Source organism: Fischerella major NIES-592, assembly GCF_001904645.1.
GTDB lineage: Bacteria > Cyanobacteriota > Cyanobacteriia > Cyanobacteriales > Nostocaceae > Fischerella > Fischerella thermalis.
In genome coordinates this window covers 14,453-41,052 of the sequence record NZ_MRCA01000024.1, presented here as the reverse complement: position 1 = coordinate 41,052, position 26,600 = coordinate 14,453, and the positions used below count along the sequence as shown (strand labels likewise).

General features: G+C 41.3%; 23 protein-coding genes and 1 tRNA gene. 16 read left to right on the top strand and 8 right to left on the bottom strand.

Annotated elements, in window-relative coordinates:
* Positions 1 to 19: 19 nt before the first annotated feature.
* Together NIES592_RS23160 and trmB are read right to left on the bottom strand one after the other, a co-directional pair.
* The gene (locus tag NIES592_RS23160) at positions 20 to 631 is read right to left on the bottom strand and encodes a Uma2 family endonuclease (RefSeq protein WP_073557032.1); all 612 of its coding nucleotides are present in this window, start codon (positions 629 to 631) and stop codon (positions 20 to 22) included.
* Positions 632 to 685: 54 nt separating this feature from the next.
* Positions 686 to 1,336 (bottom strand): tRNA (guanosine(46)-N7)-methyltransferase TrmB, encoded by a 651-nt coding sequence (gene trmB / locus NIES592_RS23155; protein WP_062246305.1) that lies wholly within the window; start codon positions 1,334 to 1,336, stop codon positions 686 to 688.
* Between the two features lie 391 nt (positions 1,337 to 1,727).
* Between trmB and NIES592_RS23150 the strand changes: the two genes are divergently transcribed.
* The gene (locus NIES592_RS23150; RefSeq protein ID WP_073557031.1) at positions 1,728 to 2,834 is read left to right on the top strand and encodes a metallophosphoesterase family protein; all 1,107 of its coding nucleotides are present in this window, start codon (positions 1,728 to 1,730) and stop codon (positions 2,832 to 2,834) included.
* A 124-nt stretch (positions 2,835 to 2,958) separates the two neighbouring features.
* On the opposite strand, the gene NIES592_RS23145 is transcribed toward NIES592_RS23150, so the two are convergent.
* The gene (locus NIES592_RS23145; protein WP_073557030.1) at positions 2,959 to 4,170 is read right to left on the bottom strand and encodes an FIST signal transduction protein; all 1,212 of its coding nucleotides are present in this window, start codon (positions 4,168 to 4,170) and stop codon (positions 2,959 to 2,961) included.
* Positions 4,171 to 4,535: 365 nt separating this feature from the next.
* Between NIES592_RS23145 and NIES592_RS23140 the strand changes: the two genes are divergently transcribed.
* From NIES592_RS23140 to NIES592_RS25495, 4 genes are all read left to right on the top strand, one after another.
* The gene (locus tag NIES592_RS23140; RefSeq protein WP_009454249.1) at positions 4,536 to 4,757 is read left to right on the top strand and encodes a Calvin cycle protein CP12; all 222 of its coding nucleotides are present in this window, start codon (positions 4,536 to 4,538) and stop codon (positions 4,755 to 4,757) included.
* A gap of 667 nt (positions 4,758 to 5,424) precedes the next feature.
* The gene (locus NIES592_RS23135) at positions 5,425 to 6,021 is read left to right on the top strand and encodes a DUF3177 family protein (protein WP_062246300.1); all 597 of its coding nucleotides are present in this window, start codon (positions 5,425 to 5,427) and stop codon (positions 6,019 to 6,021) included.
* 687 nt (positions 6,022 to 6,708) lie between these two features.
* On the top strand, positions 6,709 to 7,044 hold the full coding sequence (locus NIES592_RS23130) for a KGG domain-containing protein (protein WP_073557029.1): 336 nt from the start codon (positions 6,709 to 6,711) through the stop codon (positions 7,042 to 7,044).
* A 102-nt stretch (positions 7,045 to 7,146) separates the two neighbouring features.
* Positions 7,147 to 7,332: a hypothetical protein gene (locus NIES592_RS25495; protein WP_178379618.1), complete on the top strand. Its 186-nt coding sequence runs from the start codon at positions 7,147 to 7,149 to the stop codon at positions 7,330 to 7,332.
* A gap of 66 nt (positions 7,333 to 7,398) precedes the next feature.
* Here NIES592_RS25495 and NIES592_RS23125 read toward each other — a convergent pair.
* A tRNA-Leu gene (locus NIES592_RS23125) sits at positions 7,399 to 7,479 on the bottom strand.
* A gap of 628 nt (positions 7,480 to 8,107) precedes the next feature.
* On the opposite strand from NIES592_RS23125, the gene accC reads away from it, so the two are divergent.
* Positions 8,108 to 9,451, top strand: a complete 1,344-nt coding sequence (gene accC / locus NIES592_RS23120) for an acetyl-CoA carboxylase biotin carboxylase subunit (protein ID WP_073557028.1) — start codon at positions 8,108 to 8,110, stop codon at positions 9,449 to 9,451.
* 227 nt (positions 9,452 to 9,678) lie between these two features.
* Here the strand turns inward: accC and NIES592_RS23115 are convergent, their stop codons facing one another.
* Positions 9,679 to 9,966 (bottom strand): YggT family protein, encoded by a 288-nt coding sequence (locus NIES592_RS23115; RefSeq protein WP_009454260.1) that lies wholly within the window; start codon positions 9,964 to 9,966, stop codon positions 9,679 to 9,681.
* A 349-nt stretch (positions 9,967 to 10,315) separates the two neighbouring features.
* Between NIES592_RS23115 and psbX the strand changes: the two genes are divergently transcribed.
* The 4 genes from psbX (at position 10,316) to NIES592_RS23090 (ending at position 13,061) form a co-directional block, all read left to right on the top strand.
* Entirely contained in the window at positions 10,316 to 10,435 is a 120-nt protein-coding gene (gene psbX, locus NIES592_RS23110; protein WP_009454262.1) for a photosystem II reaction center X protein, read from the top strand.
* A 208-nt stretch (positions 10,436 to 10,643) separates the two neighbouring features.
* The gene (locus tag NIES592_RS23105) at positions 10,644 to 11,567 is read left to right on the top strand and encodes a Ycf66 family protein (RefSeq protein WP_073557027.1); all 924 of its coding nucleotides are present in this window, start codon (positions 10,644 to 10,646) and stop codon (positions 11,565 to 11,567) included.
* 47 nt (positions 11,568 to 11,614) lie between these two features.
* Complete coding sequence (locus NIES592_RS23100) at positions 11,615 to 12,175, top strand: TolB family protein (RefSeq protein WP_016871996.1); 561 nt, start codon at positions 11,615 to 11,617, stop codon at positions 12,173 to 12,175.
* Positions 12,176 to 12,536: 361 nt separating this feature from the next.
* The gene (locus NIES592_RS23090) at positions 12,537 to 13,061 is read left to right on the top strand and encodes a TolB family protein (RefSeq protein WP_009454268.1); all 525 of its coding nucleotides are present in this window, start codon (positions 12,537 to 12,539) and stop codon (positions 13,059 to 13,061) included.
* Positions 13,062 to 13,416: 355 nt separating this feature from the next.
* On the opposite strand, the gene NIES592_RS23085 is transcribed toward NIES592_RS23090, so the two are convergent.
* Positions 13,417 to 14,421, bottom strand: a complete 1,005-nt coding sequence (locus NIES592_RS23085) for a succinate dehydrogenase/fumarate reductase iron-sulfur subunit (protein ID WP_009454270.1) — start codon at positions 14,419 to 14,421, stop codon at positions 13,417 to 13,419.
* Between the two features lie 1,612 nt (positions 14,422 to 16,033).
* On the opposite strand from NIES592_RS23085, the gene NIES592_RS23075 reads away from it, so the two are divergent.
* From NIES592_RS23075 to NIES592_RS23065, 3 genes are all read left to right on the top strand, one after another.
* A complete protein-coding gene (locus NIES592_RS23075; RefSeq protein WP_009454272.1) occupies positions 16,034 to 16,468 on the top strand; it encodes an AbrB family transcriptional regulator in 435 nt (144 codons plus the stop codon).
* Positions 16,469 to 16,768: 300 nt separating this feature from the next.
* Positions 16,769 to 17,644 carry a CPBP family intramembrane glutamic endopeptidase gene (locus tag NIES592_RS23070; RefSeq protein ID WP_073557024.1) on the top strand — a complete coding sequence of 292 codons (876 nt, stop codon included), beginning with the start codon at positions 16,769 to 16,771 and terminating at the stop codon, positions 17,642 to 17,644.
* 255 nt (positions 17,645 to 17,899) lie between these two features.
* Positions 17,900 to 18,877 (top strand): N-acetylmuramoyl-L-alanine amidase, encoded by a 978-nt coding sequence (locus NIES592_RS23065; protein WP_073557023.1) that lies wholly within the window; start codon positions 17,900 to 17,902, stop codon positions 18,875 to 18,877.
* 192 nt (positions 18,878 to 19,069) lie between these two features.
* Here the strand turns inward: NIES592_RS23065 and ribBA are convergent, their stop codons facing one another.
* Complete coding sequence (gene ribBA, locus NIES592_RS23060) at positions 19,070 to 20,752, bottom strand: bifunctional 3,4-dihydroxy-2-butanone-4-phosphate synthase/GTP cyclohydrolase II (protein WP_062246275.1); 1,683 nt, start codon at positions 20,750 to 20,752, stop codon at positions 19,070 to 19,072.
* A 560-nt stretch (positions 20,753 to 21,312) separates the two neighbouring features.
* On the opposite strand from ribBA, the gene argC reads away from it, so the two are divergent.
* Positions 21,313 to 22,371 carry an N-acetyl-gamma-glutamyl-phosphate reductase gene (argC, locus tag NIES592_RS23055; protein ID WP_009454279.1) on the top strand — a complete coding sequence of 353 codons (1,059 nt, stop codon included), beginning with the start codon at positions 21,313 to 21,315 and terminating at the stop codon, positions 22,369 to 22,371.
* A gap of 86 nt (positions 22,372 to 22,457) precedes the next feature.
* Here the strand turns inward: argC and eno are convergent, their stop codons facing one another.
* Positions 22,458 to 23,738, bottom strand: a complete 1,281-nt coding sequence (gene eno, locus NIES592_RS23050; RefSeq protein WP_073557022.1) for a phosphopyruvate hydratase — start codon at positions 23,736 to 23,738, stop codon at positions 22,458 to 22,460.
* 774 nt (positions 23,739 to 24,512) lie between these two features.
* Between eno and NIES592_RS23045 the strand changes: the two genes are divergently transcribed.
* Both NIES592_RS23045 and gap read left to right on the top strand, forming a co-directional pair.
* A complete protein-coding gene (locus NIES592_RS23045) occupies positions 24,513 to 25,139 on the top strand; it encodes a 4Fe-4S single cluster domain-containing protein (RefSeq protein WP_073557021.1) in 627 nt (208 codons plus the stop codon).
* A gap of 156 nt (positions 25,140 to 25,295) precedes the next feature.
* Positions 25,296 to 26,342, top strand: a complete 1,047-nt coding sequence (gene gap / locus NIES592_RS23040; protein WP_062246269.1) for a type I glyceraldehyde-3-phosphate dehydrogenase — start codon at positions 25,296 to 25,298, stop codon at positions 26,340 to 26,342.
* The last annotated feature ends 258 nt before the right edge of the window (positions 26,343 to 26,600 follow it).

Sequence of the window (26,600 nt, the reverse complement as noted above, 5' to 3'; positions counted from 1 at the left end):
TATCTCAATGGTCAGCTTACTACCTGATATTTTTGCAAAGGTGAGATGCTCCCGATTCCTTCTGGCTAAAATCAACGCTTTCATAAATGTTAGCGATCGCCATTTCCAAACCAATAGAAACAAAATTTATGATAGCATCCTCTGTCTCATATTCTCGAAATAGCCATTCTCCCTTGCCGGTTTTGATATATTGTTCAATCTGAAATTCATACTGATTAATCAACACATATTCTCGGAACTCAGGAATTGAACGATCAAAGCGAAACTTATCTGTATAATCATATTTTTGCGTTGATTTGGACAAGACTTCAACAATTAACAGAGGATTTGTTATAGTATCTATCCTATTGTTATATAAAGCTGGATTTCCTTGAATTACTAATATATCTGGATATGTATATTGCCGATAGCGAGGAATCCACAGCCTTAAATCACTCAGAAAAGGTTCTTGGTTTTTGCCACGTAAATGAAATTTTAAGTAAGTATATACATTTCCAACAATACGGTTATGGTTGATTGAACCTCCTGCCATTGGTACTATTTCTCCATCCCAATATTCACTCTTAAATTCTGCTACTTCTTCTAATGCTAGATACTCTTCTGGGGTATAATAACGTTGCTGAATCTGCATTTGCTATGCCTCCCAAACATGAATTAATTTTTATCTTTTAAGATGAGATTAGAACTAAAATTTTGAAATCCTAACTCTTTCAAACACAGCACGATAAACAGGTTCTCCTTTTTTCTGGGTAGCTATTTCCCTTTCTGTAGAAACTGGGAGGGGATTTTCTGCTAACCATTCTCCCGAACCTTGTCTTTGAAAACTAGGATGAGCAGCAAAGCGATCGCACATTTCTATCGCGACAAATTCTACATCTGATTGCAAAAATACAATCCCCCCTGGAATTAGATACTCTGATAGTTCTGCAACTAGTTCTGGCTGTACAATTCGCCGTTTCGCATGACGATTTTTAAACCAAGGATCGGGAAATTGAATACTGACACGCTGTAATGTTCCTGGGGGGAAAGTTGATAAAAGCGATCGCAAGGAATTATTGACGTTACAAAATAAGTAGTGCAAATTTTGCAGTTCTAACTCATCGCGCAGTCTATTTGCTTCATCTACCAAGGGTTGGCGAATTTCTAAACCCAGAAAATTCCAATTTGCTTCTATCTGCGCCATTTGTAATAAAAACCGTCCTCTCGCACAACCAATATCTAAGTGTAATGGTTGCTTTGGCTTTGTATAAATTTTTTCCCAGTCTAGAGGATTAGCTGGTGTTTGATACTTTTGGGCTAGTGGGTTGACGTGCTGACGAACTCGAACGCGTACCAAAAAATGATTCTCCTTATTGGTTGGTGGTTGCTTGTTGGTGGTTGATAGTTATTAATAATTATAGTTTTTTCTTTTTTCGTAATTTTTATCAATCTTGTTTTATTTTAAGCATTATAAATTTTTATCTTGGCATAAACTCACTCTTTTGTATGATGCATGAACTTAAGATATTAATAATAATACAGTCTTTTATGATTTTTTTTGCTTTTTGATTTAATCCTCACTATCTTTTCTAAACAACAACCAACCATCAACTATCAACAACCAACAAGTTTTAAATGTATACAAATATTAAGCGGGATCCTTGCTACACATGTCTATAAATCAGAGGTTATACTTTTTTTAAAAGGATTTTTAGACGTTGTTTTTAAAATAGTCTTTACTTACTTCAATGATTCCCAATTTTCGCTTTGCCGTAGTCAGCGACTTACATATTGCCCTTCCCCATACGATCTGGAATCACCCCAGCCGTTTCCATTTGGTGGAAGTTAGCGTTTCAGCATTTGAAAGTGTATTAGAGCATTTAACACAACTAGATTTAGATTTTCTTTTACTACCTGGAGATTTAACTCAGCACGGAGAACCAGAAAACCATGCTTGGTTAGCACAACGTTTACCAAAGTTACCTTTTCCTACCTACGTCGTTCCTGGTAATCATGATGTTCCTGTATTAAGGGCTAATGAGCAATCAATTGCATTTGCAGATTTCCCTTATTACTATCGTAAATTCGGTTACAAAGATCCAGAAAAATCCTACTATACCTGTCAGATTTTACCAGGAGTCAGATTAATTGGTCTAAATTCTAACTTGTTTAACGACCAGGGAGAGCAAATAGGACGTTTGGATATTAAACAACTGCGATGGTTGGAGGAAGTGCTAGCCTCAACAGGTGATGAATTAGTGCTAGTGATGATACACCACAATGTTGTGGAACACTTGCCTAATCAATCACGCCACCCAATGGCCAACCGCTATATGTTAGAAAATGCTGGGGAATTATTACCCTTATTGCGTCGCTACGGAGTGAGGTTAGTATTCACCGGACATTTGCATGTTCAGGATGTAGCATACTCTCAGGGAATATACGATATTACTACTGGTTCTTTAGTTAGCTATCCCCATCCCTATAGGGTACTAGAGTTTCGTCACGATCATTACGGTAGGCAATGGTTACAGATGTTGTCCTATCGAGTAGAGTCAGTTCCCAATTTCCCCAATTTGCAACACAGTTCACGCAAATGGATGGGCGATCGCAGTTTTCCCTTTATAGTTAGATTTTTGACCCTGCCTCCTTTGAGCTTACCGTTAGAGCAGGCTCAAGAACTAGCCCCGACTCTGCGAGACTTTTGGGCTAACGTTGCCAATGGAGATGCATTATTTGACTGTTCCCATTTTCCACCAGAAGTAGGTCATTACTTTGAAAAATACGGCGCGATCGCCACTTGTGGTACACCCACGCTCATCGATAATCACAGTACGCTATTGATTAGTGGTTAGTGATCAATGGTCAATTGTCAATTGTCATTAGTCATTCTCTCCCCACACTCCCCACACTTCCCACACTCCTCATACTCTCTCTTATCCCCCTTGTCCCCCTTGTCCCCCCAATCCCCGATCCCTATTACCCTACCGCCCGACAAATCCCAAATACAGAAGTGTAACCATGCAAAAATGTACTACCACCAACAGGACCGATTTCGCCACCACAAAAAAAACCCCCCAACGGAATATTATTGAGATAGCGCTGAAATAGCTGGGAATCAAAATTTGGCTTGCCATATAGTCCCGCACCTCGCCCCAGACAAGCAAACATTAATGCACCAACAGCAGCTGGTTGGAATTGTTGTTCTTTTTGATATCGTTCCAGTAGAAATTCTAAGTCTTCCGCCGAGGCTTCAGCATCTCGTAGATGGAATTGCAGGCGTTGTCCGGGACGAACGTAATCACCAATCGCGATCGCTCCTCCGGCGGGGTCTACTCCCAAAATATCGCGAATTAAAAAATCTCCTTGTTGCAAACAAGACTTAAATTCATCCATAGCCAGACCGACAAATAGAGAATTTTGGGCTAATGTTCGGTCTTCTTCGCTCAGACTAGCTATTAAATCTCGTAGTACAAACAGTGGTGCTTGCTCGTCTAGTTCCAAAATGATATTGCGATCGCCTCTGGTAACTTGGTATGGCTGACCAATCGGTCGGCATCCTTGAGCTACTATTGCTTCTAAAACAATATTGCCACTTAAGGCCACCCCAACCGTTCCTTCTTCATACAAGCGACCATTACAAAAAAGCGCAATTCGACCACCCATTACACCACTACTTGCTTGACCGCCAACTTTGATAGAACCTGGATAAGCATAATCCAATCCCTGTAATAAATCATTAATACCAGACGAGAAGGAAGCAGACAGCAAAATGAAATGAGGTGTAGGTGAAGATGTTACACCAATCAAATCGATCCAAGCGCTTGGTGGCCCGTCCAAGTCAGGTAATTGTTCGGCAACAACATGAAAAGCTTTGACATCCACTCCTGGCAGATGAGCCAAACTCAAGCTTAAGGCAGGTTCTGCTTCCAATTCTTGAGTTTGTCCAGCCAAACTAGTGCCAATAACGCCGCCACCACTACAGCCGACCAGCACAGGTACTGCAAGTTGCTCCGCCAACAGAGGTAACACTCGAGAATACTCACTTGTAAAAGCAGACGAAATGAATACCAGCCCTAAATCCGCAGGTGCTGATAAGGAAGAAGTTGTGCGTTGTACCACATCTGCAACAGCTGCTTCTAAAGAGGGACGGGTTGACAGGGCATTTGCCCACTGCATTTGGTCTGCCATGAATTTTACGCTTTTCTATAATCCGGCTAGTAGTTTTTTATTTTTTATCTTGGAAAACATAAAATTGCATCCCAAAATTAGGTGAATTTAGCCCTTGATAAAATTCTAGAAACTTAGGCTTGCTATTACCATTACATCTATCTAAAGATCATTGTATAATCTTCAGACTGTATGCTTAGTAAAATCTTAAAAGAAAAAGCTTGTAACAGAATACATCCTGTTATTTGCTGTACTTTGTAATGAAGTAACAATCAAGAGTACTAAAGTGGCAGCTAAATGGCTAGAATAGTGTGGAATAGTGCAAAAAAAGCCCTTTCCGTACTTTTTCTATACTGGTATTAATAATACACAGCAACATTAGAACTATGACAGACATTCAAAACAGAATCCAACAAGAAGTTGAAGAAGCCCGCGCTGTCTGTGATACATCAGGTAGTAATTCTGCTGAATGTGCTGCTGCTTGGGATGCAGTAGAAGAGTTACAGGCAGAAGCTTCTCACCAAAAGCAAGCCAAGCAGAAAACTGCTTTTGAGCAATATTGTGATGATAACCCCGAAGCAGCTGAGTGTCGCGTTTATGACGACTAAAATTTAAGTTCGTGAGTTTTACTGAACATTGAACAACAAGTAACAAAGATCTATTAGCTAATATTTGCACTTTCACTTTTTTGCCTAGACAAGCTCAGCCTTCCTTGTGTCCTAGTTTCAAAAAAATACTTAAACACAAGGTGTAACTTCCATTTACTTCTACTTAAGAAGTAAATGCAAAATTACTAAAAGTTTATGCAAAAAAGTTTGCAAGTCTCAAACATTTATCCAAGTAGGGGCAGTTTCCAACTCTCCCTTGAAGGCATCGATGTTTGTCGCAATTATTTAGTTTTAGATCTTTTAGTTACTTGTTTCTTATGTTAATAGCAATATTTAAATCTAGTTATCAATATTTGATAATTGTTAACCATTTAGATCCAAAACAGGAAAATACGGAAACATAATGTAGTATTTTTCACCTTCAGATAATTAAGCATAGCATTGAAATTGGTGAACAGTGAATAGGCGTATAGGGGGTAAAATAATCACTACCAACGCTTTCGACCAATTGATAAGGAATTTAAACTCAATTTAAAGATACCCTCTTTACTGATAACTGGTAACTGATCACTGATAACTGTTATATCAGCTATCATTTATAAGATTCTGAGTTAATGATTACTTGTATATTCTCTGAGTAAAATTATTTGTCACTCGTGGAAATATTATGGAAAAAGAAGTTTGGTTTCGCCCTTTCGTCTGGATGGACTACAGATTAGCAGTACTATTTACAGTGGTTATTCCTCTGATTCTGCTGATTTGGGCATTTGTGCAAAAAGCTGAAGGGATGCAACGCTTGCTGGCTATTTACTGGCGAGTATCAAGTCTTCTAGCTATCACAATTTATTTAATGATTGCCCAATATCCAGTCAGTTTTATCTCAGGATTTATGGGTCGTATTCTAATACCGATTTCGCTGTGGTTTTGGGTGGATCTTAACGATGAAATTGAGTATCAATCGAGCGGCCCCTTAAAGTTGACTTTTACTTCTTGGCGCTGGGCAACAACTGTCTATTGTATTTTAGGTTCCCTTGCCTTTATACCTTTTTTGGGTTGTGCTTTTTCGGAAAATGTTAGCAACAATCCCAATTGTTATGTCTGGTTTGAAGCACCTTTAGGATTTAAAGAATGGTTTCATCCCAACACTAGCGCCGGCTTTCTTGGCGTTCTCGGCATTCTTGGTCTAGTAATTTATGTACTTTACCTAATTTATTTTGTCTTAATTAAGTTGGGTAAACAAGGACGTTCAGCTACGCAACAATAATTAGTTTTTGCGAAGCGATTGCTACAGCATTCCTTAATCATTCGATAACAACTAGATCACCGACTTTTATCCTATCCTTTGAGGAAACGGAAAGCCACCCTCCGCGTATCCACAAGAAGTCGGGGATCCGAGCAAAAAGCAGATGGCTGTTATACTGAAGGTAAAAATTTTTTATGCGTTCTGATGTAGGCAGTTGATGAAAGTCTACTTATTAACTTAGCAGTCTTCAAATTCTAAATGTATGGATGAGATTGCTTTATTAGGCAACTATTAAAGATATATTTTCAGAACTTATGTAAGATATGACATAAAACATTATTCTTGCTTAGCGGTAATTCATGAATTACCGCTACTCATCGTTATTCTTTGCCTAAGTTCTGATTTCTCTCTAATGGTAGATGTTTATTAAAGTTAAATCTAAAATTTATAGCTATAAAAATATTTTTACTGACAAATAACAAAGTTGATAAACTTGAATCATTTTTTTAGTCCCTTACTCTAACTACAGAATTATTTTTAGAAACAAAATCATGTTTTGGTTGCAACAAACTCCTCTATAAGAAAGAGGATTAGAGAGTTTTTAATTTGTAAATTAGACACAGAATCAAGGGTATTCACTCAACTCTATAGATTCTTTCAATCTACCTTTTTTGACAAAAATAAAACGAAAAGAAGAGGAGAATTATTATGTCAGATACAAGCAAACGTGGATTTGCTTCAATGGATGAAGATAAGCAGCGTGAAATTGCTAGTAAAGGTGGAAAAGCTGCTCACGAAAAAGGAAAAGCCCACGAATTTACGTCAGAAGAAGCTAGAAAAGCTGGTCGTAAAGGTGGAGAAACCACAAGTAAAGACCGAGAGTTTATGGCAGAGATTGGTCGACAAGGTGGTAAGCACTCCCACAGAAGCGATCGCAATGAGAACAATGATCAAGATGACAACGACGAAGAAGGAAAAGGTACTCAAGGTGGTAGCCGTGAGCAACATGCAAAAGCTGGACGGCAAAGCCACAAGAACAAATAAAGTTAAATTTTATAGACTTTTGAACTCACTTGAGTAGGTTTAAATCTATAGAGATGTGAAATTTCGCATCTCTATATTTATATTCTGTAATCTTAATTTAATTTGTTAAGTTCCTTCTCAAACAGGCGATCGCAACTTTTTACTGTCCCTGGAGATTATCGCTATGTAGAAAGGTATTTAGCAGCGATCGCTAAAGTAACACCACAAGAAATACAGGAGTTGCAAAAACTTACCTCAGTCCTAGTAAACAAACTATCGGCTTTTTTGAATCAACCAACCAGACGGTAAACCAGGTACTTCTTTAGTGCCAGCCGTAAGGCAGTAAGTATTAATGGTGATGGACTATCAAAAATATGCGGATGGCGAGACTCGAACTCGCAAGGCAAAGCCACACGCCCCTCAAACGTGCGCGTATACCAATTCCGCCACATCCGCAAGGTTGCACTAGTCATTAAATATAGCACAACAAAATCACTATAGTAGAGTGATAATTAAATTTTTCACAAATTCAAGAGTCTGTATGCACAGAATTTCGACCCTTGACGTATTAAACTGGCGGAACTACAGCCTCCGCAGGAAGGGCATAAACAAAGACCATAGCCAGAACTCCCTGTGGACTTGACACTCTTACGGTTTTAAACTGTGGAATTACGGTGCGTTTGGGGCAAAGTAGAAAACTTCAGGCTCTAGCAGCAGATGTTGATAGTCTGGTCAATTAAATCAGTGAACAACTTGCTTTGCTCGCTGATAATTGGTAGCTGTTAAAAGTTCTATGCTATGTCATCTCCTGTCATAATTTGAAATCAAGCGAAGGCATTGTTTTAAACTAGCCGGGAGAAAATGTCAACCAAAGGCTGAAGTATGAAGTATTTAGACACTCGTTAAGGCGGCTACTCTGCGAAGAAGGGCTACGCCCTGGGAGTGCAGGGTAGGATGAAACAAGCCCATGAAGGTATTCAGTAGAAAATATGAAGTTTTAAACCTCATTCTTTTTTTCATCCTCTATCCTTTACACTTCAGACTTGCTGAGTCAATTTACTTAACTGATATCGACGCTATAAAGATGAAGTTTGACAAAATATTAATTGCTAATCGGGGAGAAATCGCGCTTCGCATTCTCCGGGCTTGTGAAGAAATGGGAATCGCAACTGTGGCCGTACACTCCACCGTTGATCGAAATGCACTGCATGTACAACTAGCTGATGAAGCCGTTTGCATTGGTGAAGCTGCCAGCAGTAAAAGTTATCTCAATATTCCTAATATTATTGCCGCAGCCTTGACACGCAATGCTAGTGCTATTCATCCAGGCTATGGTTTTTTAGCAGAGAATGCCCGGTTTGCGGAAATCTGTGCAGATCATCATATTGCTTTTATCGGCCCTTCTCCAGAGGCCATTCGGTTGATGGGCGATAAATCCACAGCCAAAGAAACCATGCAAAAAGCAGGAGTCCCAACAGTACCAGGTAGCGACGGTTTGATAGACTCGGACAAAGAAGGGTTAGCGATCGCCAGAAAAATTGGCTACCCCGTGATGATCAAAGCTACTGCTGGTGGTGGTGGGAGGGGTATGCGTCTAGTCCGTTCAGAAAGCGAATTCATCAAATGTTTTCAAGCAGCGCAAGGCGAAGCAGGAGCAGCATTTGGTAATTCTGGAGTTTACCTAGAAAAATTTATCGAGCGTCCGCGCCACATTGAATTTCAAATTTTGGCTGATAATTACGGAAACGTCATTCATTTGGGTGAACGGGATTGCTCAATTCAGCGTCGTAATCAAAAATTACTAGAAGAAGCCCCCAGCCCAGCTCTTGATCCAGAACTACGTGAAAAAATGGGTCAAGCAGCTGTTAAAGCAGCCCAATTTATCAACTATACCGGCGCAGGAACAATCGAATTCCTCTTAGATAGATCAGGTAATTTTTACTTTATGGAAATGAATACCCGCATTCAAGTTGAACATCCTGTGACAGAAATGATTACAGGGGTAGACTTGGTTGTTGAACAAATTCGTATTGCTCAAGGAGAAAAACTAAAACTAACCCAAGACCAAGTAGTTTTACAGGGTCATGCAATCGAATGTCGCATCAACGCCGAAGACCCCGATCACGATTTTCGTCCCGCACCTGGTAGAATTAGTGGTTATCTCCCACCCGGAGGTCCTGGTGTCCGCATAGACTCTCATGTCTACACCGATTATCAAATTCCCCCTTATTACGACTCTCTAATTGGTAAGCTTATTGTTTGGGGACAAGACCGTCCTACAGCCATTAACCGGATGAAACGAGCGCTGCAAGAGTGTGCAATTACTGGACTGCCTACTACTATCAGTTTTCATCAGAAAATTATGGAAAACCCACAGTTTTTACAGGGTAATGTTTACACCAGTTTTATACAAGAAATGCAAGGCTGAGAGATGAAGTAGGTGCAGAGGTGGAAAGGTGGGGAGTATGAGGAGTATGAGGGGTGTGTAGACCAGGTAGTGCGGTGGGTGGGTTTCCCGGCATAAAGAAAGAGTCGTGCGCTCCTAGGCTTTGCGCGAGGGTGGAGTAGTAAACCAATAACTACTAACTACTAACCATTAATGTACAGACGCGATGTTCCTCGCATCTCTACCCACTAACCACCAACTACCAACAGTTATTTAGACATCATAATCAGCAGTCCTTGCTGACCAAGAAGCAATTCTCTAAGCAAACTAAAGATACCAACCCAAATAATCGGCGTAATATCCACCCCACCAATGGGTGGAACTAACTTCCGCATTGGTGTCAAAAATGGCTCTGTTGGCCAAGCTACTAAATTAAAAGGCAAACGATTTAGATCTATTTGGGGATACCAAGTTAAAACTATACGAAAAATAAACAAAAGGGTCATCAATCCCAGTCCGAGACCAAGAATCCAAGCAGTAAGGTTAACACCAGTCATGGTATGAGTTTCTCACTCTCTGCAATAAACAAAAAACCGAGCGTAATTTACAAATTTTGAAGCTTTGTAAAGCTTGATCACTATATATTTTAGCTAAATAGGCAACAGGGAATAGGGAATATTTAATTTCTCCCAAGTCGTCCCCCTTGTCTTTCTTGTCCCCTTGTTTTTTCCAGATCCCCAATCCTCGTAATCTGCGAGAAGCCGAGTCAAGCGCGTCTACCCGTAGTGTCTGCCTCAGGAGAATCGCTGATTCCTATTTTCAAAACAGAAGTCTATGTCTTGTTGCTCCAAGGGTGTAATAGACTATTAAAATTAGGGTAAAGTCTGTAAAAAAAGGTTGAAAAGTATGACGCCTTCTTTAGCAAATTTTCTTTGGAGCCTGGTTTGGGGTACTGTGATTGTTGTTATCCCTGTTACAGTGGGATTGCTTTTTATTAGCCAAAAAGATAAAATCCAACGTTCTTAATAATACTTGTGGGAGTTAATTTGACTCTCAAAACCAGTGCTTTTTTAGCTTTTGGTAATCATGTAGAGACGCGATGGCAGTCGTACGGTTGTAAACAACACGGCGCTGCCTATAATTTTGCGTCTCTACAATATATTTTAGTGCCTTGTTAAAGTAGAGATTTAAATACCAACTCGCTAACATAGATTTTGATATTAGGACAAAAACAATGGTAACTTTTTGGCTGAACTCAGCCAGCGTTCTGGCTCAAGTCAATTTTGGGGCCAACTCAGCCAGTCTTCTAGGAATTTTCCTGGCGATCGCTGGAGCTGCTCTGTATTTTCTCCGCACAGTGCGTCCAGAACTCTCGCGAGATCAAGATATATTTTTTGCTGCTGTGGGCTTACTTTGCGGCTTTATTCTTATTTTCCAAGGATGGCGACTAGACCCGATTTTACAATTTGGTCAGCTACTTTTGGTTGGCTCAACTGTATTTTTCGCGGTTGAAAGCATTCGTCTGCGGGGTATTGCTACTCAACAAGCTAAACGCAACACTCCTATAGTGGATGATGAGCGAGAAGTTAGTAGTCGCTATCAGTATCGGAGAAAATCTCCCTACAAAGCTGAGGTGGATGCAGAACTAGATTCCCTGCCTTACGATGATGAGTATGAAGATGAACTTCCCCGTCCTCGCATTCCAGGTAGCCGAGAAAGCCGTTCATCCCGCAATGATTACTATGAAGATGAACCCCGGCGTATAGAACGTCGCAGTAATGGTGAGAGATCAGAACCCAGCGACAGAATAACTCGTCGGCGTAGTAGTTCGCGTCCAACTAGTCGTGGTAGCGATCGCTTAGAAGATGATTGGGGTACTACAACCTCTAAAGCGGTTGATGATTGGGATAGCCCAACTACTAAAGAAAGAAGACCTTCTCGGCGTAGAACTAACGGTTCTTTGCGTCCAGAAAACCCTGCTGACGATCTTACAGATACCACACCCAAATCACCGAGAAGACGCCGTCCGCCCAATAATTCCGAATCCCGAACTGAACGCCAAGATGATGATGTTATCCCTACTGATTATGTAGAATACAAACCGATCAATCACTCTGAAGGCGAACCTGATAATTCAGTAGATTTTGATGATGTTTAAATAAACTAATGTGGAGGTTGTAAAAGAGAGAACAAAAAACAGTTAAGGTGAAAAAATTTACACCTGGATTTTGGCTCCAACGAAATTGTCTTTGGAGTCTGATTTTTAGTTTTGCAAGTTTACTTGTAGCTTGTAGTCCTGAAAATATTCCTATTGGGCCGACTTCTCTTAACAGTCGCTACACTGAAGAGCAACCGACCTTAAGTGGAAATGGTCGTATTTTAGCCTTTGTATCAACCCGTAATGGTACTCACCAAATACTGCTATACGACTTACAACAGCAAACTTTTTTACGTACACCACGCTTAAATCGCCCTGGGACGATAGTTGAAAGTCCCAGCCTCAGCTATACCGGACGCTACCTAGCCTATATTACCAGCGACCAAGGCAGACCTGTGGTGGCACTTTACGATCGCGCTACACAACAGTCACAGATCGTTACCCCCACATATCGCGGTTGGGTAAGAAATCCTAGTATTAGCCCTGATGGACGCTATGTAGTTTTTGAAACCGCCAGCCGTGGTCAATGGGATGTAGAAGTCCTAGATCGAGGACCAGAGATTGAGTTGGATATTCCTAATGGTGCGGCTGTTGCTCCTGTGCCTTAGTCTGGAGGGGATGGTGGGGAGGTGGGGAACTCGGGGCCCCCTTTGGGGATTAGGGGCAATGGGGAGAAAACAATTCAAAATTCAAAATTTAGGAAGAGGGTGTGAGAAGTGTGAGGGGTGTGAGGAGTGTGTAGACGCGCAAGCGGTGAGACAGCGGGGTCTTGGGGGTTCCTCCCCCAACCCCAAAGGGGACCCCTAGCCCCCAATCCCCACTCCCTGTCGGTCGTGGGGGCCCCGAGTCCCCCATGAGCGACTGCGAACCCGTAGACGCGCTCATCGGCTTCTCCTAGAGTAGGGCTTCTCCTAAGGGTGGAGTAGTAAACCACTAACCAACTAGCTACTAACTACTAACAAATGACGAATGACCAAATATATTTTTCTTCCTATACTTACCTTAACAACTTTATTAACTGGCTGTGTTGGCTATCCCCGCCTTTTGAGTTACCCTTTCGACCCTGGCGGTAGGAGTCTTAATAGTCCTGCTTCGGAATTAACTCCGCAAATTTCTGGCAGATATATTGTTTTTACTTCTGACCGACGCGGTAGCCAAGATGTATATATGTTTGATGTGGTGACTCGCAATTTGATTGATATACCTGGTTTAAATGCCTTTGATGCAATCGCCTCTCATCCGAGTGTTTCTGATGATGGTCGTAGTATTGTTTTTGCTGCTTCTCGCCAAGGTCGCACAGGCATATTTTTGTATAACAGAGAAACAAGACAATCACGTAACTTGACCGCTAATTTGCAAGCAGAAGTCCGCAACCCCACAATTAGTGCTGATGGTACGAGAATTGCCTTTGAGTACAGTAACAATGGACAGTGGGATATTTTAGTCTATAACCGTTCTGGGCAGCCTTTGAATATACCGCAAGATCCACGTTAGGGAGGGATTGGGGAACTCACCGGTCCCCTCTGGGGATTAGGGGCAGTGGGGGGTGTGTAGACGCGTAGCGGCTTCCCGTAAGGGTGGGGTGTGAGGGGTGTGTAGACGCGGTAGCGGTGAGGGGGTCGCAGTCTTGGACGCCAGGTGCTTTATGCCGGGAGACCCGTCCACCGCACTGGCTCCGCTTCCCGTCACGATTGCGAACCCCCGTAGACGGGCGAAGCCCGGCTTCTCGAAGAGTACCCGGAGGGCTTCCCGTAAGGGTGGGGTGTGAGGGGTGTGACGAGTATGGGGAGTCAAGATGTTCTCCCTTGCCCTCCTTGTCTCCCTTTCCTTGTCTCCCTTGTCCCGTTCCCTATTCCCTATTCCCTTCTTGTTCTATCGCCTCAATGAGCGATCGCACCTGTTGAGTTCCTTCGGAAGGTTCAAATGAAAGGGGAAATTTGCCCTTAGCAAGCATCCGTAAACCTAAGGGTGCAATACCTAGCAATCCTCTTAAATCCCGAAAATAATTACCGACTACTTGTAAAGCGAATTGTCTCTCATCAATCCAACCGCCTGCTTTGACTAACTCTACTAACACTTTGCGATGGCGGATGGAACGACTATCGCTTTTTTGTTTGTGGGCGAGAATTTCTTGTTTAATTTTAGTGATTTGATCTAATGGAGCCACATCCATTGGACATACACTGTTGCAGTAAAAGCAACGGGTACAACCCCACACTCCTTGAGTACCTTCGTTGTATTTTTCTAAGCGGTTTTCTGTTTCACTATCGCGGTTATCTGCTACCATTCGATAAGCTTTTGCCAGTGCATGGGGACCAACAAATTTGGAATTGACTTCAAAGCCATTGCATTCAGAGAAGCAAGCTCCACACATAATACAATTACCAGTTTGATCAAGACGCGATCGCTCTTGTGGTGTTTGTAAAAATTCTCTTTCTGGTACGTTGCGGCTAGCCGTACTTACATAAGGTGCGATCGCCTCTAGGTTATTCCAAAAATCGTTCATATCTACCACTAAATCTTTAATTACAGGCATATTGCCGAGTGGAGCGATCGTAATTTCTGGAATAGCATTTGCATTGCTTGTTTGTGCTGCTAACTGTTGTAATCTAGAAATTTCACTGCCAACATTTTCTTTACAAGCAAGAGCAGAACGCCCATTAATTCGCATAGCACAACTACCACAAATTGTATTGCGACAATTTTTGCGAAACGCTAAAGTTCCATCTTGTTCCCACTTAATTCGATTGAGGCAATCAAGAATTGTATTACCTGGTTCTACCTGCAAAAGGTAAGTTTGTACCTTAGCAGAAGAATTATGTTGCTGTCGAATAACCTTAAATAGTACTTCCATTATTACTAACCTAAATATTACAATTCTCACATTTACATAGGAAACAGACTTTTGCAGAAGTTAGAGAAGGGTAAAGCTTCAGTACGCAAAAGCTGAAAGTTAAAGGAGGAAAGGATTAATGGATGAAATCCCTTGACTGTTTAATCTTGACCCTTGTCTTTTATAATTCCCTTTTACCTCTTAACTTTTACGCTTCGCTAAACGACATTGCCTACCCAAAGAGCTATGCTCTAGCTATTCTTATTTCAAAGCTAGCTGTTAATATGCTGATCATTAAAAATTCCGAAGATAAGCATAAGAATTCTAGTTATAGAAGCTCTGCATGGGTTTAGCGACAGTTTTGTCAACTGCTACACCTTATTACCTTATTACCAAGGTTGGGTGATGTGAAAACCCTACTTTTAAAGGTGAATGGATGAAACAGCACATCACCCGGTAATTGGTGATTTCTTATTACCCATTACCCATTACCTGTTAGCCATTACCAGGACAACCCCGCTACCAAAATATGGGCGAATCCCCCAAAATTTATTCGGGGGTGTCCCCTCAACTATAGAATATAACTTTATCTTGATGTTAACAGAAGTCGATAAAACGCTTGCAAAAGTCACTTTTGCAAGAGTTCGGTAAACAGAAGGGTTAAAGGTTAAAGAGTTTTTATTTTCGTTTGCTCCAACCCCAATAACCTTTTCCCCGACTAATGCCACCAAGTTTAATAAACAATTGTACAAATTCCTCCTTTAGTCGCAAAGTGCTATTTTTTTGGTTATATAGAATTGTTATAGCTGCTGATGAACATGTTGCGGTAATTAATAGGCAGCATCATACTCGGAAATATTTTGTCTGGTCTCAATCAACAAACTTAATCATGTAACTCTGTACTCAAATCTCCTTGTCTATATTAGATGAATTTTTATAAAATCCATACCTCAATACTCACAACGGTAAGAAAGCGGGAGGAAAATCCTCACCGCTTTTTGCCTTCCTAAGGTAAAGGATATAAGATTTAAAGTCTAGCAATAAGTTTAATTCAAACTTAAACAATTATTTTGTTATTATGATTGCATGTTATTATTTAATATAAAATTACGAATAAACAAAACTGGTCGAAATAGCCGATCAAGTGCGGCTGATACTGCTTTGTTTATTCGTGATGACTAGAGATGAAATTTATTCATCTCTATGGGCAAGATCAAAGAGTGTATGCTCAACAACCTTATGAAAATACTATGCTGTTCTAAGCTTGAGTTAAGCATAAGGAAATTCTTGCAAATTCTTGAGTCTACGGCTTATTAAGTAGTGGAACTCGTTTCCTTTGTAAAGATGGCTTAAAATTACACCGTCGCAATAGCATCAGAAAAGAAAAATATTTCATTTTCGATGGCAAATGATGGTTAAATGTGCCGTAAAATTACCGTAATAAATACCTGAGACAACTGCGACTCTAACAAATTATGGGTAGCCATAAAAGATGATTTTGTTTTGTTAGGATCAGGATTTTACCCTTTTTCTGGGTTTGTCAGCAACTTTAGTGTAAATCACAAAAAGCTAACAGTTGGCAGAGAACTACACCTTTGAATAGTTTGGAGAGAGTAAGGAAATTTTGAGCGTAATGACTGAAACTGCAACTGCACCATTAACCGGAAAAGCACTGCTTGCGAAAGTCAAAGAACTTTCCAATTTACCACGTCGAGAAAGAGCAAAACAGTGTGGCTACTATACTGTTACAAAAAATAATCAGGTGCGTGTGAATCTCACCGATTTTTATGATGCTTTACTATCCGCTAGGGGAATTCCCTTAAGCCCAGAAGCACCAAAAGATGGTCGTGGTCGTGAACCGACTTATCGGGTTAGCGTTCATCAAAACGGTCAAATAGTCATTGGTGCGACATACACTAAAGCAATGGGCTTAAAGCCTGGTGATGAATTTGAAATTAAGCTGGGATACAAGCACATTCACCTCATTCAAGTTGATAGTGACAAAAAAGAACTCCAGTCAGATGTAGACATTGATGAAGAGGAAGATGAGATTGAAGAAGAAGAGTAAATTTTTCTCATCGTAGGGATAAAGTTAAGAGTGAATACCTACTAACTTATCTCCTTGGCAAGGAAAAAATGGTTGCTACCGTTTAAAGATTTTGAGGTAAAAAATAACGATTAGACCTCTTGCAGAAGTCACCTAATTTGGTAGAAGCTTGGTGGAGTAGAGAGAAAAGCACAAAAAGCAAGTCATACTAAGGGGTAAATAAAAGGCGATCGCGATCGCTACTCCTGGTTCATAATTGCTCGAAAACGTAAAAGCTTTTCTCTCTACAAGCTATAAATTTAGGATTGCGAGAAGTCTGTCGTGTTTTTTTATTCAATTTTGCTAGCCGTATGGAAGTCATCACTCTATAATTGGCAATCATTTTGGGAAAATGCACCAAGTTTGATTGTAGTGATGGCTTTTTTTGTTGCTTGGGCTGGATGTTGGTTTCCAATCGCAGCTTTAGAGGCTGTTTTTCTAAATTGGAAACCTAACCAACCCTTAAAATCAGAGCAAAAAATACCTTTATTATTGTCACTTTATTTATTAGTACCTTTAATTTTTTGGATAATCACTTGGCTGACTAAAACACCTTTGTCAGATTACGGCTTTGTTACCAACATTTCTATCCTTAGTTCCGTCATCCTGGGTTTTATTTTAGGTTTATTCAGCCTAGCTGTGGTTTTTACATGTCAACTTTGGCTGGGATGGTGCAAGTTAGAATACATCAACATCAAGCAACTACCATCTATTTTGCTGCCTACTTTGTTAATAGCTTTATTTGTCGGTGGGATTGAAGAATTAGTTTTTCGTGGATTTTTGTTTACAGAATTAGAGCAAGATTATTCAGTTTGGATAGCAGCAACTATATCTAGCTTGATATTTGCTGTGTTACACTTAATTTGGGAACAACAACAAACTATACCGCAGCTTCCTGGGTTATGGTTAATGGGTGCTGTATTGGTGCTAGCGCGGTTTGTTGATCGGGGTAATTTGGGTTTAGCTTGGGGATTGCATAGCAGCTGGGTATGGGCGATCGCTTGTATAGATACAGCCCAACTAATCGATTACACCGATCAAATCTCAGATTGGGTGACAGGTAAAAACAAAAAACCCCTAGCCGGAGTCGCAGGGATAGTATGTTTACTGCTAACTGCGGTAACGCTTTGGTTTGGTCGTCAATTTAATTTTGTCTAACCACCAGTATCTTCAAAAGTCAACACCAGTCATTTTATATTCTTTATATTCGTTGAATTACCATCTAGGGAAAGAGGTTATATTCTCTTAATTTTTATGGGGTATTTATTGAAAACTTGTGGAATTTAAATATCTCTGTAGAAAGATTTTTCAGGAGTGGAGATTATGGTACTGTTCTCGATATGAGAGTGGCTTATTTTCTACTTAAACGAATATATTAGTATAAATTTAAGCAATATTTTTATTTTTCAACCCATGAGTTTTAGCGTCTGGATTAAAAGATTGCTAATAATTTCTTTGATGCTTATCTCCTTAACTATTGTTCTTGTGCTTGGGAGAGCGAAGTTACAGCAAAATAGCAGCATCTCATCAAATTCAGATGTAGATCCTGCTGCTTGGAGTCCAGCCAAAGTCCAATTACAAGCAGTCCAAGAGCAAAAAGAGGAAGTTCAAGATTTTTCCAAATCATTAACCAATACTAGTCCAACTCCCAAAGTTGAATCAAAGAACAAACAAGCAGACAAACTGCAAAGTTCTGCTAAACCATCAGTGAATACGGCTGGTGCTGACAAAGTTTCATCAACAAATAACCAAGCAGACAAACTGCAAAATATTCCTCAATATTCGTTCAAAATTACTGAAGCTTTTAAACAATATACCCCTAGTTACAAAATTGCCTTAGCCCACCCAAGCAATTATGGAGAACGTTTTGCTACAGATATTAATGGTGTACCAGTTAACAATCAGGCAATCATAGTACTTCATGAAACTGCTGATTCTGCATCAAGTGCGATTAATACCTTCCAAACAGCCCATGGTGATCAAGATAAGCAAGTAAGCTACCATAGCTTAATTACTTTAGACGGAACAATTATTTATATAGTCCCACCGGATAAACGGGCTTTTGGTGCAGGTAACTCAGTTTTTGATGGGCCAAATGGGTCAGAAACTGTACAAACTAATCCTGGTTTAGAACCATCCGTGAATAATTTTGCTTACCACGTCTCTTTAGAAACGCCACCAGAAGGTCGCAACAAAGAACCATATCACATCGGTTACACTGATGCCCAATACTATTCTCTTGCTTGGTTAATAGCTCAGAGCAGTGTTCCAGATGAGCGTATTACTACCCATCGAGATGTTGATCGTTCGGGTACAAGAATTGATCCCCGCAGTTTTGATTTTGATAAGTTTTTTAATTTACTTCACTCCTTTCGACAGCCGATTTCGTGAGATTGACAATTAGTATCTCTGTACCTTTGTGTTGAAAAAAGAATATTTGAAACACCAAGACACTAAGACACCAAGAAAAATACATTATTTAAAGTGTTTTTTTGATTCGTGGCTTTGCTAAAAACACCACAATACCAGCTTAGTGACAGATTTCGCATTGTATGCTGGCGATTTCTGACAGTAGTACTGTCTTTAAAGATTAAAACTATATATTTTCTGTGTTTCTAACTGTTCACAACAAATTGATGAAGGTGAAGTCTCTGCTGAGAAAGTCTGGCGATCTAATTGCACTTGCAGATTACTTAGGGGATCAACACCAGAAGAAATCAAAAATTCTAACTTCTGTACATAGGGTAGACTGACGAGATAATCAAGAATTTGTCCGATCGCTTGTACGTAGGGATGATTTTTTTGTTTGTACCAGTCATGGGTTGCTAGTCGCGGTTGATCAAATCCGAGATGTACTGTTAAAGATGGTTTGTCAAAGAGGGCGATCGCTAAAGGACGAGCTTCTTCTTGTAACAATAAATCATGACTTTTCGCTAAATGGCGCAGTTTTTCCAAGCGTTCATAGCGTTCTGTAACTGCTTGCGGGTCATCTTCCCAGTGGATAGCCATTGTCACCAAATATGTCTGCAACAGCATGTGACCCAGCTTTTTCGCTTTTGTGGTCAGGTAATAGGAGTTATAATCATTGGCTTCGATTAATAAGGGTACGCGATCAACTACTTCTAAGTTATAACCTTTTAACCCGGCAATTTTGCGAGGATTATTGGTAATCAAACGGATTTTATGTACACCCAAATCCATCAGAATTTGTGCGCCCATACCGTAGTCACGCAAATCGGCGGGAAATCCTAAACGTTCGTTAGCTTCAACGGTATCTAGTCCCATATCCTGCAACGAGTAGGCTTTTAGTTTATTAATCAGTCCAATTCCCCGTCCTTCTTGTCGCAGGTATACTACAACACCTTGCCCCGCATTTTCAATCATTTTCAAAGCTGCTTGTAGTTGCATCCGACAGTCGCAACGTAGAGAACCCAATGCATCCCCAGTTAAACATTCGGAATGCATCCGTACCATCACAGGGTGATCATCGAATTGGGAGGGATCTCCCTTGACAATAGCAACGTGTTCAGTATTGTCTAGGGTGTGGCGATAAGCGTAGATTTGGAAAAGACCGAACTGGGTGGGTAAATCGGCAACTGTTTCCCGAATCACAATGCGATCGTGTTTGAGGCGATAGCTGATTAAATCCGCAATACTAATAATTTTCAACTTATGATGTTTAGCATATTGGATTAACTGAGGCAACCGCGCCATTGAACCATCAGGGTTTTGAATCTCACAAATCACCCCAGCCGGATACAAACCAGCAAGTCTGGATAAATCGACTGCCGCTTCTGTATGTCCTGCTCGTTTCAGTACACCACCTTCCCTAGCACGAATCGGAAAAATATGACCGGGACGACGCAAATCTGAAGCTTTAGTACTTGGATTAATGGCGACTTGAATTGTCCGGGCGCGATCTTCTGCTGATATACCAGTTGTTACCCCCAAATGAGACCCAGCATCAATACTGACGGTGAAAGCAGTCTGGTTGGGATCTGTAATATTACTTACCATCAAAGGCAAGTCTAATTCATCGAGGCGATCGCCCGTCATTGCCAAACAAATCAACCCCCGCGCTTCTACCGCCATGAAATTGATTGTGTCTGGAGTTGCAAATTGAGCAGCACAAATCAAATCGCCTTCATTTTCTCGGTTTTCGTCATCTACTACCACGATCACACGGCCAGCTTTCAAATCTGCCAAAGCGGCGTCAATCGAATCAAATTCAAAGGCTTGGGTTGAAGTTGTCTTGATCTGAGACACAGATTTTAGCTACCAAAAGTAAATTTTTTTAACAAATCCTGTTTTTCAGATTGTACCGCCTTTAGAAGGGTAGAAGCTTAGATAAGCAGGGATTTGTTGATGTTGATATTGTTACTAGGTTCAAAAATGAGAGAGTGCAAGAGGAGGCTTTAAGTATTACTCTGGCAAGATATAGATTTTTTGCAAATAGAATAATTTGTGAATACACAAGTGGTATCCGTAATAATGATTTTAGCTTTATTCGCTTGTGGACTACTAGAGCAAAACTTTAACTGCCTAAGACAGGTATCATAGCAATGCTATTGCTAGCTGACTGCACAAAAGACAGTTGCAGATGAATAAAATTCATCTGGCTTCTTATTTTTTCACATAACATTGCCAAAAAGTCTACCGCTAAAATTAGGTTTTAGTACTTAAATTTCAGTAAAAGTTCAAAAATCATCAGGGTTAGCATTTAACCTTCAATCGTCATATGCTAAGAGCTAATAGCTTTAAGCTAAAGCGTAGATTGTTGAGAGCTGACTACAGGTTAACCAAAAGCGGATAAGGATCTTATAATCATGGGCAATTTTAGACGCGTACCCGTTGGGATTGTAGGCGCGTCAGGTTATGGCGGAGTTCAGTTGGTGCGTCTACTGATGGATCATCCAGAAGTAGAGCTTGTTTATTTAGGTGGCGATAGCACCGCTGGTAAGCCATTTGCGGATATATATCCACATTTGGCTCATACAGTCAATTTATCGATAGAAGCGGTGGATACGGAAATTATTGCTCACCGTTGTGAAGTAGTTTTTCTGTCTGTGCCGAATGGTCTGGCTTGCCAAATTGCTCCAAAATTGCTAGAGAAAGGATGTAAGGTACTCGATTTGAGTGCTGACTATCGCTTTAGTAACTTGGCGACTTATACTGCTTGGTACGGTAAACAACGGCAAGATACTGCTACTGCGGCAATGGCAGTGTATGGATTACCAGAACTATATCGCGATCGCATTGCCGAAGCCCAGTTAGTAGGGTGTCCTGGTTGCTATCCTACCGCCAGTCTCCTCGCACTATCTCCACTCCTCAAACAGGGGTTAATCATTCCCGAAACAGCCATTATTGATGCTAAATCTGGTACGTCGGGTGGTGGACGAGAAGCCAAAATCAATATGTTATTAGCTGAAGCAGACAACTCTCTGGCAGCCTATGGTGTCGCCCGTCACCGCCATACACCGGAAATTGAGCAGATTTGCAGTGAACTCGCAGGTCACGAACTCACTATACAATTCACTCCCCATCTCATCCCAATGGTACGCGGCATCCTATCTACAGTGTATGCATCCTTACGCGATCCCGGCTTGGTCAGAGATGATTTAATCACCATTTATAGAGCCTTTTACCGTAACTCTGCTTGGGTAAAAATTTGCGATCCTGGCATTTATCCCCAAACCAAATGGGCTTGTGGTAGTAATCTTTGTTACATAGGTATAGAAGTTGACCCGCGTACAGGTAGAGCGATCGTAATGTCAGCAATTGACAACCTGATCAAAGGGCAGGCGGGTCAAGCAATTCAGTGTATGAATATTATGATGGGTTGGGATGAAACCTTGGGATTACCGAAGTTAGGTTTTTATCCATAATCACAGTTAATGGTTAATGGTTAGTGGTTAGTGGTTAGTGGTAAAAACCAACAACTAACAACTAACAACTAACAACTAGTAATTAACTACTTTGGTCCCATACCCACCGTACCTGCATATACCGCGCGATCGCCTAATTCATCTTCAATTCGTAGCAAACGGTTGTATTTTGCCACCCGTTCGCTGCGACACAGAGAACCTGTTTTGATTTGACCCGCACGAGTGGCAACAGCGAGATCAGCAATAGTTGTGTCTTCTGTTTCACCAGAACGATGGCTAATTACCGAGCGGAAACCGTTACGAGTAGCCAAATCGATAGTTTCCAAAGTTTCAGTTAGCGAACCAATTTGATTGAGCTTAATCAGAATTGCGTTACCAGCTTTAAAATCAATGCCCCTTTGCAGGCGAGTAGCATTTGTGACAAACAAATCATCTCCTACCAACTGAACGCGATCGCCCAACTTCTGGGTAAGTAACTGCCAATTTTGCCAGTCTTCCTCGTGTAAACCGTCTTCAATCGAGACAATCGGATATTGACCAATTAGTTGGGCGAGATAGTCAATAAACTCAGATGGTGAGTGGGGTTTGCCATCATAAACATACTGTCCATCCTTGTAAAACTCACTAGCAGCCACATCCAACGCCAAAGCTACTTGTTCCCCTGGTTTGTAGCCAGCTTTTTCAATCGCAGCAACCAGCAATTCTAAAGCCACTTGATTGGACTCCAAATTAGGCGCAAAACCACCTTCATCCCCCACACCAGTAAGTAAACCCTTCTCATCTAAAACCTGGCTGAGGGTGGAAAACACCTCCGCACCCCATCGCAATGCTTCTCGGAAAGAAAACGCCCCGATGGGAACAATCATAAACTCTTGAAAATCGACATTATTTGCCGCATGAGCGCCACCATTAATTACATTCATTAATGGCACAGGCAATAAATTCGCCAAAGGACCACCCAAATAACGATATAAGGGAATATCTAAAGATTCAGCCCCTGCTTTGGCTGCTGCCAGGGAAACTGCCAAAATCGCATTAGCACCCAGATGAGATTTGTTAGGAGAACCATCGAGAGTGATCATCGTGCGGTCAAGGAGTTCCTGATTCAGGGCGTCCATGTCTAGTAATTTTGGGGCAATTATATCCTTGACATTTTGCACTGCCTGAAGTACACCCTTACCCCCATAACGGCTTTTGTCTCCATCCCGTAGTTCGTGGGCTTCAAAAGTACCTGTTGACGCACCACTCGGAACCTGCGCCAGTCCCACAGCACCATTAGCCAAATGTACTTCTGCTTCTACTGTTGGTCTACCCCGCGAGTCAAGAATTTCGCGAGCCACAATTGCTTCAATGGCAGTATCAATCATTTATATCTTTGTCCTTTTTTTTTGAATTAGTTCTCACCACTGAACAAAAACATTCACAGTGGCTGGCCCGACTATCTAGCATAGGCTGTTGGGGAATACATAAGGCAGAGATTAACGAAGATTTTAGGGGCTAGGAATTGGGCATTGGGGTTCACATACTCAGGAATAATCTATTGTTGCTCAGTTTCTGTGTATCAAACCACAGTTAAATACAGATACACATCGATAAATTAAGAATGGTTAGTAGTTAGTGGTTAGTAGGGGCGAAGCATTTGTATGAGTATCTTTGCTGAAAACTAAATATCTTGGTACAAATGCACGCGGCCTACAGTAGTTAGTGGTTAGTTATTCGTCACTCCCCACACCCCACCCTCACGGGAAGCCCTCCGGGTACTCTTCGAGAAGCCGGGCTTCGCCCGTCTACGGGGGTTCGCAATCGTGACGGAAAGCGGAGCCAGTGCGGTGGACGGGTCTCCCGGCATAAAGCACCTGGCGTCCAAGACTGCGACCCCCTCACCGCTACCGCGTCTACACACCCCTCATAATCCCTATCACCCTACATCCCGACCTCTCCACCTTCCTCACAAGTTCCTCATCTTTTACCTCTAACCTGCAAGTAGTAGTACTCTGTCAACCACAGTTCTCAGCGTAGTTTCCTAAATATTCAGTACACAGTGCAAGGCGATGCACACAGATGGATTATGGATTTGCTGTTAAATTAATCCCCGATCGCTATTTTAAGACACTAGATAAATTAAATACAAAGACAAAACTATGACTCAAAATCAAGCTAACTCATACATGACACTGATGCAGATTCCCGCCGGATATCTCAATATTATGGGTTATGTGGATGAATCTGAAGTGAATGGTCCTGGATGTCGTGCTGTAATTTGGGTACAAGGATGCTTGCGGGAATGTCCAGGTTGCTTTAATCCAGAATCTTGGTCTTTTGAAATTAATCAACTTGTTTGTGTAGATAGTCTGGCGGAAAAAATTCTCAGTAATCCTCACAATCAAGGTGTAACTTTTTCTGGTGGTGAACCCTTTTGGCAAGCAGCCGCACTAGCAAATCTGGCGCGCAAAGTTAAAGCGGCTGGATTGAACGTGATGTCATTTAGTGGTTTTACTTTGGAGCAATTACAATCTGAATATGCTCCAGCTGGCTCTCAAGAACTATTAGAGCAGTTAGATATTCTCATTGATGGCCCTTACGTTCAATCACTAGCGATAAACTCACCCGACTCTCCTGTTTCATCTAGCAATCAACGGGTTCATGTCTTTAACCCAGCTTTGCAAGATAACATTTCTTGGGCAAGCAATCAGATCGAAATTCATATTTTTAAAGATGGTAGCAGACTTGTAACTGGTTACCGAGGAAAGTTGGAACTGGAAGATTAGAAAAGTGGGCAGATGGCTCCCCCAGACTAAACCTTAAAAGATGCCAAGCAAATAGGCGATCGCCAAATCAGACTGTCAGGATCGAAAAAGCAAACAGTAATATGTAATTTGCTTTAGTTTCTCCTTTGTTCAACTTCCCAGAATAGGAGGTAAATCTTGGCTAAATTAAAAGTTGGTATCAACGGATTTGGTAGGATTGGGCGTCTGGTATTTCGTGCTGGCATTACTAACCCCAACATAGAGTTTGTAGGCATTAACGACCTTGTACCACCAGATAATCTTGCTTACCTGTTGAAATATGACTCTACCCACGGGATGTATAAGGGTAACGTTGAGGCAAAGGATAATGGCATCGTTGTTGATGGGCATTTTGTTCCTTGCGTATCGATTCGGAATCCAGCAGAATTGCCTTGGGGTAAATTAGGTGCAGATTATGTAGTTGAATCTACAGGACTGTTTACCAACTATGAAGGGGCAGCAAACCACCTGCAAGCCGGAGCCAAGCGGGTGATCATTTCTGCCCCTACTAAAGATCCAGAGCGAGTCAAAACCCTATTAGTGGGTGTCAATCATCACTTGTTTGATCCAGCTAAAGATACTGTTGTATCCAACGCCAGTTGTACTACTAACTGTCTGGCTCCCATCGCTAAGGTGATCAATGATAATTTTGGTTTGACAGAAGGATTAATGACTACAGTCCACGCCATGACTGCGACTCAACCCACAGTAGATGGCCCTTCCAAAAAAGACTGGCGTGGTGGTCGTGGTGCGGCACAAAATATTATTCCCTCTTCTACCGGCGCAGCAAAAGCTGTGGCGTTAGTTCTGCCTGAGTTAAAAGGCAAGCTAACTGGTATGGCGTTCCGGGTTCCCACTCCTGATGTTTCTGTGGTTGATTTAACCTTCAAAACAGCTAAAGCAACTAGTTATCAGGAAATCTGTGCGGCGATGAAAGCAGCAGCAACAGGCGAACTAAAGGGTATATTAGGCTACACTGATGAGGAAGTAGTTTCCACAGATTTCCAGGGAGATAGTCGCTCTAGTATCTTTGATGCTGGCGCTGGAATTGAACTGAATCCCAACTTTTTCAAGGTTGTGGCATGGTACGACAACGAATGGGGCTACTCAAATCGAGTCGTTGACCTAATGTTAGCTATGGCACAAAAAGAAGGCATTTTGCAGGATCTGGCAGTAGCTGTTTAACAGTTATTCAGTTATCAAAGCAACTTATTAACTATTCACTGTTAACTGTTTACTATTTCTCACCACTGTCAAAAATCGCCAAGGATTAAAATCCTTGGCGGCGTTGCATAAAATGGAGATGAATGATGAACCGCAATACACGCGAAGCGGGTTCCCGAAGGGTAGACGCCAAGAGCGCTAAGAATTAAGTTTTTTAACTAAAAGAGAAAATAAAATCATCCCGCTTTCTCTGCAACGCCTCCTTGGCTAATAGCTCAA

Coding starts and splice junctions, on each gene's coding strand:
- NIES592_RS23130 (WP_073557029.1), top strand. CDS start 6,709: ATGTCAGATACAAGCAAACGTGGATTTGCTTCAATGGATGAAGATAAG.
- accC (WP_073557028.1), top strand. CDS start 8,108: ATGAAGTTTGACAAAATATTAATTGCTAATCGGGGAGAAATCGCGCTT.
- NIES592_RS23115 (WP_009454260.1), bottom strand. CDS start 9,966: ATGACTGGTGTTAACCTTACTGCTTGGATTCTTGGTCTCGGACTGGGA.
- NIES592_RS23085 (WP_009454270.1), bottom strand. CDS start 14,421: ATGGAAGTACTATTTAAGGTTATTCGACAGCAACATAATTCTTCTGCT.
- NIES592_RS23105 (WP_073557027.1), top strand. CDS start 10,644: ATGGTAACTTTTTGGCTGAACTCAGCCAGCGTTCTGGCTCAAGTCAAT.
- NIES592_RS23145 (WP_073557030.1), bottom strand. CDS start 4,170: ATGGCAGACCAAATGCAGTGGGCAAATGCCCTGTCAACCCGTCCCTCT.
- NIES592_RS23045 (WP_073557021.1), top strand. CDS start 24,513: ATGACTCAAAATCAAGCTAACTCATACATGACACTGATGCAGATTCCC.
- NIES592_RS23150 (WP_073557031.1), top strand. CDS start 1,728: ATGATTCCCAATTTTCGCTTTGCCGTAGTCAGCGACTTACATATTGCC.
- NIES592_RS23140 (WP_009454249.1), top strand. CDS start 4,536: ATGACAGACATTCAAAACAGAATCCAACAAGAAGTTGAAGAAGCCCGC.
- argC (WP_009454279.1), top strand. CDS start 21,313: ATGGGCAATTTTAGACGCGTACCCGTTGGGATTGTAGGCGCGTCAGGT.
- NIES592_RS23075 (WP_009454272.1), top strand. CDS start 16,034: ATGACTGAAACTGCAACTGCACCATTAACCGGAAAAGCACTGCTTGCG.
- NIES592_RS23090 (WP_009454268.1), top strand. CDS start 12,537: ATGACCAAATATATTTTTCTTCCTATACTTACCTTAACAACTTTATTA.
- NIES592_RS23160 (WP_073557032.1), bottom strand. CDS start 631: ATGCAGATTCAGCAACGTTATTATACCCCAGAAGAGTATCTAGCATTA.
- eno (WP_073557022.1), bottom strand. CDS start 23,738: ATGATTGATACTGCCATTGAAGCAATTGTGGCTCGCGAAATTCTTGAC.
- NIES592_RS23135 (WP_062246300.1), top strand. CDS start 5,425: ATGGAAAAAGAAGTTTGGTTTCGCCCTTTCGTCTGGATGGACTACAGA.
- psbX (WP_009454262.1), top strand. CDS start 10,316: ATGACGCCTTCTTTAGCAAATTTTCTTTGGAGCCTGGTTTGGGGTACT.
- NIES592_RS23065 (WP_073557023.1), top strand. CDS start 17,900: ATGAGTTTTAGCGTCTGGATTAAAAGATTGCTAATAATTTCTTTGATG.